General features: G+C 66.6%; 7 protein-coding genes and 2 tRNA genes. 4 read left to right on the forward strand and 5 right to left on the reverse strand.

Annotated features, from left to right (window positions below; genetic code table 11):
- Window positions 1-10 precede the first annotated feature (10 nt).
- The 5 genes from ARGLB_RS15605 to ARGLB_RS15625 form a co-directional block, all read right to left on the reverse strand.
- Entirely contained in the window at window positions 11-1675 is a 1665-nt protein-coding gene (locus ARGLB_RS15605) for a phospholipase D family protein (RefSeq protein ID WP_139023365.1), read from the reverse strand.
- A 159-nt stretch (window positions 1676-1834) separates the two neighbouring features.
- Complete coding sequence (locus tag ARGLB_RS15610; protein ID WP_003804294.1) at window positions 1835-3055, reverse strand: acyl-CoA dehydrogenase family protein; 1221 nt, start codon at window positions 3053-3055, stop codon at window positions 1835-1837.
- 88 nt (window positions 3056-3143) lie between these two features.
- Window positions 3144-4664, reverse strand: a complete 1521-nt coding sequence (locus ARGLB_RS15615) for an APC family permease (protein WP_003804296.1) — start codon at window positions 4662-4664, stop codon at window positions 3144-3146.
- Between the two features lie 13 nt (window positions 4665-4677).
- Window positions 4678-5898, reverse strand: a complete 1221-nt coding sequence (locus ARGLB_RS15620) for a glutathionylspermidine synthase family protein (RefSeq protein ID WP_003804298.1) — start codon at window positions 5896-5898, stop codon at window positions 4678-4680.
- A 2-nt stretch (window positions 5899-5900) separates the two neighbouring features.
- On the reverse strand, window positions 5901-6620 hold the full coding sequence (locus tag ARGLB_RS15625; protein ID WP_003804300.1) for a hypothetical protein: 720 nt from the start codon (window positions 6618-6620) through the stop codon (window positions 5901-5903).
- 196 nt (window positions 6621-6816) lie between these two features.
- On the opposite strand from ARGLB_RS15625, the gene ARGLB_RS15630 reads away from it, so the two are divergent.
- The 4 genes from ARGLB_RS15630 (at window position 6817) to ARGLB_RS15645 (ending at window position 10453) form a co-directional block, all read left to right on the forward strand.
- A complete protein-coding gene (locus tag ARGLB_RS15630) occupies window positions 6817-7470 on the forward strand; it encodes an MOSC domain-containing protein (RefSeq protein WP_043419334.1) in 654 nt (217 codons plus the stop codon).
- Window positions 7471-7895: 425 nt separating this feature from the next.
- A complete protein-coding gene (locus ARGLB_RS15635) occupies window positions 7896-9989 on the forward strand; it encodes a DEAD/DEAH box helicase (protein WP_003804304.1) in 2094 nt (697 codons plus the stop codon).
- 257 nt (window positions 9990-10246) lie between these two features.
- Window positions 10247-10318: transfer RNA gene (locus ARGLB_RS15640), tRNA-Thr, on the forward strand.
- 61 nt (window positions 10319-10379) lie between these two features.
- A tRNA-Met gene (locus ARGLB_RS15645) sits at window positions 10380-10453 on the forward strand.
- Window positions 10454-10655 lie beyond the last annotated feature (202 nt).

Below are 10655 nucleotides of genomic sequence, written 5' to 3' on the forward strand. Positions count from 1 at the left end.
ACGGGCTCGCTTAGAACGGGGTGGAGCCGCGCATCCGGCGTGGGCGGCCGTCCGGGTCCACTACAAGGCGGTTTACCGCGTCCGCCCAGAGACGCTGAAGGGGCGGCACGGGTTCTGTAATGTGGTGCCGCGCATGCCCCTTGGGACGGGGCGAGCGGCGGCCGGTTTTGTGCCACTGGTCCAGGGCGTCGGCGGCGGCGTTCCAGACTTTGAGCCCGGCCGCGGGGTCTTGGAGCTGAGGGTCATTCTGGTCCAGGCCAAGGTGTTCGGCCCAGAGTTGGAGCCGCAGCCCGTAGGCCAGCGGCCGGGAACCGCCGGGGCCCGTGTCTGCGGCGGGCGGTTCCCCATGACCGGCAGAAGTGTCGATCACGGCGCAGGTGAGCTCGCTGTCGGTGGTCCAGGACCGACGGTTGAAGTTGTCCGATCCGCAGGTGAACCAGATGTCGTCGATGATGCAGATCTTGGCATGGACATAGATCGGTGTTCCGGCGTTGTTCTCCAGATCAAAGACCCCCACCCTGTCGGGCGCAACTTGGCGCATCCTGCTGATGGCACGCATCTGCCCGACCCGCTTGGGCGGCCCCCCGAGAACACCGTCAGAGTCCGGGTAGCGGGGCACGACGGCGATCACATTCAACTCGGGGTTACGTTCGAGGGCCGCTGCGATTCCGGCCGCGACCTCTTCCGACCACAGGTACTGGTCCTCGATGTAGATCAGCGAGCGGGCACGGGAGAAGGCTTTCGTGTAGGCCCGGGCGATGCTCCGCTCACCGTTGGGCGCGAACGGGAACGGCGGGTGCTTCATGCCGTAGGTGCGCAGCAGCTGCACGGCATGCGGTCCCGCAGGTGGCGGTGGCGGCGCAGTGCCCGGGAGCGGTTCGGGGTGCCGGGGCATGTCGGCCAGACGTTGCAGCAGCATCCGGTAAGGAGTGCGATGGTCCAGGGGATGGGGGTCATTCCACCGTTCGGCGAACAATTCCAGCACGTCTGCCACCACCGGGCCACGCAGTTCGACGGCGGCATCGTGCCACGGGGGTCGTTTCCCGTACCTGGAATCCATGGCCACCGCCTGCGGGTCGCCTCTGTGGTCGGCATCGTCCCGGCGGCTGTGGGAAAGGTCGATTCCGCCCACAAAGGCGACGTCCCGCGACGGGTCGTCACGCCGGCGGATGACGACCAGTTTTTGGTGATGGCAGCCGAAGAGGCGCACACGCTGATCCAACAGCACCTCCCCGCCGGCGTCGTTGATCTGGCGGCTGAGGAGCTCGTTGGACCGCCAACTCATCGGGGCAGACACGCGCTCCCCGTGGGATCGCCAGATCAGGCCGCGCACTTCCACGCCCGCTTTGGCTAACCGCGCCAGCAACTCACCGATCGTCGGTCCGTCCGCCGTCAGCCGCTCGTCGGAATCGCCTCGCCAGTCGGTGAACCACACACGGTCTCCCGCTTGCAGAGCCGACAGCTCCTCATGCAGCCGCGCGAAGTATGTGGCCCCATGAATCAGGGGCCGCACGCGGTTGCCCTCCGACCAGGACGGCGATCCGGCACCGCCCGCGTGCACGACGGTGGCTGAATTTCCCCGCTCAGCACCACTCAAGAACCAGGCACCAGCACTACTGTCCACCCGATGTTCCTCGGTCCTTCCCAAGGCCGGGAAATCGTCAGCGTCAGCCATGTGCCCAGTATGCCCCCGGCCATGCGGCCGGGGCGAGAGCCAAACCTTCCCGGGGTGCCCGGAGATCGAGCTTGTCGAGATCAACGGGTTCGGCCGCCCTGATCGAGATTGTTGAGATCAGGGGTGTCCACCTCGGTTTCGGCAAGCTCAACCAGCGGGTCACCGGAACGCCGGGAGGCCCGTGATGTGCTGGCCGAGGATCAGGGTGTGCACCTCGTCCGTTCCTTCATAGGTGCGCACCGACTCGAGGTTGGCCGCGTGCCGCAGGGGAGAATAGTCGAGCGTGATGCCGTTGCCTCCCAGGATGGTCCGGGCCTCCCGCGCCACCGTGATGGCCTCGCGGACGTTGTTCAGCTTGGCCAGGGAGATCTGCTCCGGGCGGAGCCGCCCTGAGTCCTTGAGCCGACCCAGATGCAACGCGAGCATGGTGCCCTTCTGAACCTCGACCAGCATGTTGACGAGCTTCTCCTGCGTCAGCTGGTACCCGGACAGCGGCTTGCCGAACTGCAGCCGTTCCATCGAGTACCGCAGCGCCGCCTCATAGGAGTCGCGGGCCGCCCCCATGGCACCCCAGGCAATGCCGTACCGGGCCTCGTTGAGGCAGCTGAACGGGCCGCTCAGTCCCCGCGCACCCGGCAGCAGCGCTTCCGGACCCAGCCGGACGCCGTCGAACGTCACATCGCACTGGATCGAGGCGCGCATGGACAGTTTCCGCCCGATCGGCGTGGCGGTGACGCCCTCCGTGCCGGCAGGTACGAGAAAACCGCGGACGCCGTCGTCGGTCCTTGCCCAGACCACCATGACGTCGGCCACGGAGGCGAGACCGATCCAGCGTTTGGCGCCGTCCAGGACCCAGCCGGCGTCCTCGCCGGTCCCGTCCCGCCGCGCGGCCGTGGTCATCGACGACGGGTCCGAGCCCGCCGTCGGCTCCGTCAGCGCGAAACAGCCGATCACCTCCCCGGCGGCCATCCGGGGGAGCCACTCCTGTTTCTGGTCCTCCGAGCCCCATTTGTGGATGGCGCTCATCGCCAGTGAACCCTGGACCGAGACGAACGTGCGGATTCCGGAATCACCGGCCTCCAGCTCCATGGCGGCCAGGCCATACTCCACGGCGGACCGGCCGGGGCAGCCGTAGCCCTCCAGATGCATGCCCAGGACGCCCAGCTCGCCCAGCTGCGCGGGCAGGTGCATGGGGAAGACGCCCTGCTCGTACCAGTCCGCGATGTCGGGACGGATCTGCTGGTCGGTGAAGTCCCGTATCCGTTGGCGCAGGGCCAGCTCGTCCGGGGCCAGCAGCGAATCCAGGGCCAGGACATCCGAAGGGTCCGGGAGACCGTACTCGGCCGAAGCTTCCGCAGGATCAAGGGCGTCATTGCTCATTGCAGCATCTTACGTGCCGGTGATTCCGTGCCGCGGGTTGCAGGCTAAGGTGTGCCCCGGTCTGCGTGCCGCCTTCTACCGACCCGAGCTACCGGCCCGAGGGAACCCGTGTCCCGCCCAGGAAGTAGCCGCGGGTTGACGGCAGGAACCGGCAGACTACGGCCAGCACCACGCCCAGGGCCAGCAGCACCACGCCGCTGACAAAGGCCCCGCCGACGCCGAAGATCTGCGTGTTCCCGTAGGCCGGGTCCCACATCTGCGCCGCAGAGATAAAGAAAGCCGCGGTCAGCAGCAGCGCCCCGAGCAGCGGAAGAATTCCGCGGAACCACAGGTTGCGTGCAGACGCGCGCAGGGTGTCCCGGAAGTACCAGGCGCAGGCAAAGCCGGTGAGGGCGTAGTAGAAGGCGATGAACAGGCTGATGGAGCTGATGGAATCGGACAGCAGGTTCTCGCTGAGGAAGCTCATGGCAACGTAATACACGATGGCCGCGGCGCCCATGACCTGGGTGGAGAAGCCGGGGGTCTGGTTGCGCTCATGGACCTCGCCGAACTTCGGCGGCAGGGCCCCGTGGACGCCCATGGACAGGGTGCCGCGGGCCGTGGGCAGGATGGTGGTCTGGGTGGAGGAGAGCACGGATGCCAGCACCGCCACCACCATCAGCCATCCCCAGGGACCCAGCACCACGTCCTTCATCGCCAGGAACACGTCGTCCTGGTTGTCGGCGTTGGCCAGTCCGATGCCCTCAGTTCCCACGGAAGCGTACATCATCACCAGCAGCGCCACGGAGACGTAAATGGCCACCAGCACGAATGCCGAGATGACCGCTCCACGGCCGGGAGTGGTGGCAGGGTTTTCGGTTTCCTCATTAACCGCCAGGCAGGTGTCCCAGCCCCAGTAGATGAACAGGGCCAGCAGGATGCCGTGGACCACCGCGCCGGGGTCGGCGAACGCTCCGGCCGGGTTGAACCATTCGACGTCGAACGGCTGGCCCGCCGGCGCCCCGCCGGTCAGGCCCGCGATGCGCAGGATGATCGCCACGGCGAAAACGCCCAGCGAGATGTACTGCACGTACGTCAGAGTCCGCTGGACGTGCTCACCCAGCCTGATGCCGCGGTAGTTCACGAGGGTCATGAAGGCGATGAAAACGACGCCGGTGGCCGTCACCACTGCCTTGTTCCCCGCCAGGGAGCCGTCGCCGATGAGGAGCCAGAGGTACTGGCCCGCCACCTGCGCCAGATTGGCCAGGACCACGACGCCGGCCAGGGCCACGCCCCAGCCGCCCAGCCATCCCGCCCACGGGCCAAAAGCCCGGCGGGCCCAGATGAACGTGGTGCCGCAGTCCGGCATGGCGCTGTTGAGCTCGCGGAAGGCGTAGGCGATGAACAGCACCGGGATGAAACCGAGGAGCAGGATCAGCGGCGTGTAGTTCCCGTTGACGGCCACAATCAGTCCCAGCGTCGCGGCCAGCGAGTACACCGGGGCGGTGGAGGCCAGGCCCAGCATCACAGAGTCGCCAAGGTCCAGGATCCCGGCGCGGAGTCCCTTGCCGGGAACGGCGCCGCCGGACCGGCCCCCGGCGCCGCCGGCCGCCGTCGTTCGGGTTCTCATGGAGCACCTGTTCTCATAAGGTGATACCTGTCTTGTTCGCGTTGGCCTGTGCCGCCTGGACGCTCAGCGGCGCCGGCGCGTCAATGGTGTTCGGGACGAAGCGGCAAAAATAGTCGGTGACCGGCCCGTCGGACTCGCGGATGCCGCAGCCCACCGATTCGCCGTCCACCACCCACAGGCCCAGGACCGGATGGCTGCCGTCGAAGTCCGGGAGGGAGTGGTACTGCTGGTAGCACCAGCCTTCCCGGCCGTACCCGCCGGGCTTCTCCAGGCTGATGCCCTCGGCGTGGATCCGGATGTTGTCGCCTTCGCGCCCGTGCAGCGGCTTGGCAACCCACTCCCGCAGCGGCCCCGGATCATTGAGGTAGGCGGGCAGCAGGTTGGGATGGTCCGGGTAAAGATGCCACAGGGCCGCCAGAAGCGCCTTGTTGGAGAGCAGCATTTTCCAGGCCGGCTCCACCCAGCGGGGATTCTGCGAGCGCTGCAGCAGACGGTGGCCGAATGGCTCCTTCATCATCAGCTCCCAGGGGTAGAGCTTGAAGATGGTGCTGATCATGAAGTTGTCCATGTCCACGAACCGCTTCAGGTTCGGGTCCCAGCCGATGTCCGACATGTTGATGCCGATGGTGGTCCACCCCGCCTGGCTGGCCACGTCCCGCATGTACGCGGCTGTCATCCAGTCCTCGCCTGACTCCTCGGCCTCGGAGTGGGCCACATGCAGGGTGCTCATCCCCGTGCGGTACTGCAGCTTCTTCCACTGCCGGATCAGTGCCTCGTGGATGCCGTTCCACTGGTCCTTCTCCGGGAAGACGTCCTGCAGCCAGAACCACTGGGCCACTGCCGCCTCGATGAGGCCGGTGGGCGTGTCCGCGTTGTACTCAAGCATCTTGGCGGCGCCGCCCTGGCCGTCATAGATGAAATCGAAGCGGCCATAGATGTCCTGGTCCCCGGCCTGCAGCGACTCGGCGGCCAGCTCCAGCGCCTGGGGGCCGATGCCGATGGGGCCCATGGCGCCCGTGGCCAGGAATTTGGCGGCCTCCAGGCACATCCTGTGCATGTCCTCGGCCGTGATTTCCAGCGCCTCCACCTCGTCCATGGTGAACTCGTAGTAGGCGGCCTCGTTCCAGTACTCGATCTTCTTGCCGCCGGGAAGGCTGGTGGTGGAAAAGACCAGGCCCTGTTCCTCGATTTTCTGCTTCCAGTCCGGGCGGGGCTCCGAGAGTAACCGCTTCACGTCTAGCCTCCCGTGCTTCCGCCCTTGGAGCTGCTGCCGAAGCCGCCCCTGCTGACCGTGCCGCCCTTGCTGCTGTAGCCCGTGGCCGTCTTGGCCCCCTGCGGCACCGTCCTGGTGAAGTTCGGATAGGCCGTCCTGTTCTGGCCGATGCCCGGAACGCTGGCCCCGCGCGCATAGAAGTACCAGGCATAGAGGGCGCCCCCGCGCCCGGCCGAGCTGTTGCATTGGGTGTCCTCGACGCGCTCGCCTGTCTCATCGTTGAAGCAGACCTGGGCGTAGTCAGGGTCCTGCTCGTTGCTCGCCACGATCGCCGTGATGGTGCCTGCCAGGAGCGCGGTGACACCGAGGCCCACCACCACCGTGCGGCGCTGCGACCGCTTCTTGCGGGCCGCCGCATCGCGCTCGCGGTCACGCGCGAACGGGTCGAAGACGGGGCTGGGCTGGGGGAAGCCGGTTTGATTCGGGGTTCCTTCTCCCGGGGTTGCTTTGCCCGGGGTGTCCGTACGGGCCTTTCCCTTGCCTGGTTTTCCCGGGCCTTTCCCTCCCGGTGGACCGGGGGTCAGCAGCTCGGGGTGGAGCTCAGGCTTGGGAACCTGCCAGGGCGGCGGCTTGGCCGGACCGCCGGGAAGGGCGTCCCCGCCGGACCTGTCGTCGTTCCGGCCGGACCTGTCGTTGTTTTGGCCCCTGTCAGCGTCCTTGCTCGGGTCCTTCTCCGGGTCCATGGTTCCCCCTGCTGCTCCATGCTGTTGGTGGCCGGAACTCTAGGCCGCGGCCGGCGGAAACCGGCTGTCCGTCCCGCCGGTAAATACTGCAGCAAGCCTAGTGGCTTGAAGGTGCTGCGGTGAATATTTTCCGCTCCCGGCAGTCCCGCTTGAATCACCAAAGGCGCTGGTCAGGCCGAGAACCTAGACTGGTGCCATGCACACAGCCACTCTTCTAGCCGTTTGCCGGGTCCACCAGCTCCTTCCGGACGAGGGAAGCGTGGGCGTCACTGCCATCGACAAGCGGCCCGTGGACGGGCCGGTGAAGGTTCACAAGCTCGGTTTGCACGGCGATATCCAGGCCAGCCGCATCCACCACGGGGGAGAGGACCAGGCGCTCTACGCCTATTCCCAGGCCGACGCCGATTACTGGATCGGTGAGCTGCAGCGCGAACTGCCGCCGGGGATCTTCGGTGAGAACCTGCGCGTGGCAGGGATCGAAACCACGGGTGCTGTCATCGGTGAGCGCTGGCGTATCGGGCTGGATGTCGAGGTTGAGGTCACCTCGCCCCGTGTTCCGTGTGCGACCTTCCAGCGGCGCATGGACGAGGCCCAGTGGGTCAAGCGTTTCACGGCGGCAGGCCGGGTGGGTGCCTACCTGCGCGTCATCAAGACCGGCTCCGTGCAGGCAGGGGACCACATCCACCGCCTCTTCGTGCCCAAGCACGGCGTGACCATCGGCCGCTGGTTCAGCGAGCCCGACGTCGACGCCATCGAAGCCCTGCGCGACGCCGAGGCTGACGGCGAAATCCGGCTGCAGCCCGAGTACCACGAACGGTTCGAGAAGATGCTCCGGCGGGTGGGGAGCTAGCACGGCCGAGATGGCCCGGCGGCGCTGCCGGGTTACTGCGAAAATGCCGCGTGTGCGCAAGCTCACCGCCCCTGCTGGCCCCTCGGTTCGCTAGCGCGCCGCGTCATGCTTTACACTTGAAATATCCCCCACTCCGGAAATCCCTTATTCCTGCCCAATTTTTGAGGCAGGACTGGCAAGTGTTGGGGCCCGCAAATGTGATGCGGGCAGTTTCATAGGGAGAGCCGGCTGAAGAAAACGCTGTACAGACTGCTGGGATAGCAGCCAAGAGATGCAGTGTGAAGTCCTGCCACGGGATTGCGAAAGCGCCGGACTTCTAGTGACCGGCCGGTCAATGTTTGCCCGGCGACCACGGCACATGTACTGCGGCTCCGCTCACCTCGGGTTGTGCCGCCTGGCCCCCTATGGATGAGGAATATCTCCCTATGCCCGAAAACCACGACGACGCCACCCAGACGGTGACGGCTGAGACCGCCAACCTTGAATTCACCGAGGCTGCTGTCCCCGCAGCCGAGCCTGCTGCCGACGCTTCCGCCAAGGCCGACGCTCCCGCCAAGGCTGAAGAGCCGGAAGAAGAAGGCGTCCGCTTCACCGACCTTGGCATCGACGGCCGTGTCCTCGCAGCCCTGCAGGATGTCGGCTACGAAAAGCCTTCCCCCATCCAGGCAGCGACCATCCCGCTGCTGCTTGAAGGCCGCGACGTCGTGGGCCTCGCCCAGACCGGCACCGGTAAGACTGCAGCATTCGCAGTACCGGCACTGTCCCGCCTGGCCGAGCTCCACGACCTCAACGGCCCGTCCCGCAAGACCCAGGCACTGGTTCTGGCCCCGACCCGCGAGCTGGCGCTCCAGGTTGCCGAGGCCTTCACCTCCTACGCCAAGCACATCGATGACTTCACCGTCCTCCCCGTTTACGGCGGCTCCGCCTACGGCCCCCAGCTCGCCGGCCTGCGCCGCGGCGCCCAGGTTGTTGTCGGCACACCCGGCCGCGTCATCGACCACATCGCCAAGGGCTCCCTGGATCTCTCCGAACTGCAGTACCTGGTGCTGGACGAGGCCGACGAAATGCTGCGCATGGGCTTCGCGGAAGACGTCGAGCAGATCTTCCAGCAGACCCCGGAATCCCGCCAGGTAGCGCTCTTCTCGGCCACCATGCCGAGCCAGATCCGCCGGATGTCCAAGCAGTACCTGAACAACCCTGCCGAGATCTCCGTGAAGTCCAAGACCTCCACGGGCACCAACATCAAGCAGCGGTACCTGCAGGTCATGGGCCCGCACAAGCTCGACGCGATGACCCGCATCCTCGAGGTGGAAGAGTTCGACGGCGTCATCGCCTTCGTGCGCACCAAGATGGCCACCGAGGACCTCGCCGACAAGCTGAAGTCCCGGGGCTTCCAGGCTGCCGCCATCAACGGCGACATCCCGCAGCAGCAGCGCGAACGCACTGTTGACGCGCTGAAGGAAGGCCGGATCGACATCCTGGTCGCCACCGACGTGGCCGCCCGCGGCCTCGACGTCGAGCGGATCAGCCACGTGGTCAACTACGACATCCCGCACGACACCGAGTCCTACGTGCACCGCATCGGCCGCACCGGCCGTGCAGGCCGCGCCGGCGACGCCATCCTGTTCATGACGCCGCGGGAGAAGTACCTGCTGCGCGCCATCGAGAAGGCAACCCGCCAGACGGTGGAGCAGATGCACCTGCCCACCGCCGAGACGGTCAACTCGCTGCGCCTGGGCAAGTTCGCCGAGCGCATCACGGAGACCCTGGAGTCCGAGGACGTTTCGATGTTCCGCGACCTCATCGCCTCCTACGAGGAAGAGCACAAGGTGCCGGCGGCAGAAATCGCCGCGGCACTGGCGGTCATGGCGCAGGGCGGGCAGCCGCTCCTCGTCAAGGAACTCCCCGCAGCTCCCGAGTTCCAGAAGCGCGAACGCTCCAAGGACGGCTTCGGCTCCCGCGGCCCGACCCGTGCCCTGACCGAAGGCAACGCCACCTACCGGATCGCCGTGGGACGCCGCCAGCGTGTCATGCCGGGTTCCATCGTGGGCGCCATCGCCAACGAGGGCGGCATTTCCTCGTCCCAGATCGGCGGAATCGACATCCGCTCGGACCACTCCCTCGTGGAGCTCCCGGCGGACCTCAGCCAGGAGCAGCTGCGCGCCCTGTCCCGCACCCGGATCGGCGGCGAGCTGATCCACCTCGAGCTGGACAACGGCCGTAAGCCTTCCGGTGACCGTGGCGACCGCGGAGACCGGGGCGGCTACCAGGGCGGCCGCGGCGGCAACTTCAAGGGCAGCGGCGGCTTCAAGAAGGAGTTCCGCAAGAGCGACGGCGAGCGTTCCTCCGCCGACCGCGGCGGCCGTTCGTACAGCGAGCGTTCCGAGCGCGGCATCGGCACGGACGACCGCGGCCAGTCGAGCGACTCCCGCTTCGGCGGTCACGGCAACGGCGCACGCAAGCCGCGCCACGGCAACGAGGGCGGCCACCGCGACTTCAACCGCAAGGGCAAGTGGTGATCACCGCCTGGTGATGAACCAAGCATCCGAATAGAAACAGGCCGGCTGATCAGCCGGCCTGTTTCTGTTTAACCCCGTCCCGCCTGGCCCGTGTGTACGCTTCGTCACATCTGCGGCCTCAAAGCTCCTGGAGGGGCCTCCACATGGGGCCCGCGGCCCGCTCCAGGCCTGTATTTCCGGGGTTTTCAGACCTTGGTGGCCCCGTTCAGCCGCCGATTTGTTGAGTGCCAAATCTTCCGGTAGAGTATTTACTCGTTGCCCCCCTAGCTCAGTGGTAGAGCGCGTTCTTGGTAAGAACGAGGTCACCGGATCGATTCCGGTGGGGGGCTCGGAATGAGGGCCTGTGTCAAGGCGGTCTTGACCGGCTTGACACAGGTTTTTCTCATTCGTGGCGGTGTAGCTCAGTTGGTTAGAGCGCACGACTCATAATCGTGAGGTCGGGAGATCGAGCCTCCCCACCGCTACCGAATCTGCAGGCCAGAGGCATTCAGCCCCTGGCCTGCTTTTGTTTTTGGCCGCTGACCCTGTTTTTGGGTCAGGGGCACCCGGCCCAAGCCGTCGTGGGGCACTTTGGGGGATCCGGCGTCGTAATTAACGACGACGGCCGGCGTGTCCCGTGTCGAAGTGCCCCATCTTGGGCTCGCTCCGTGACCCACAGTTTGTGCG

Source organism: Arthrobacter globiformis NBRC 12137 (assembly GCF_000238915.1).
Lineage (GTDB): Bacteria > Actinomycetota > Actinomycetes > Actinomycetales > Micrococcaceae > Arthrobacter > Arthrobacter globiformis.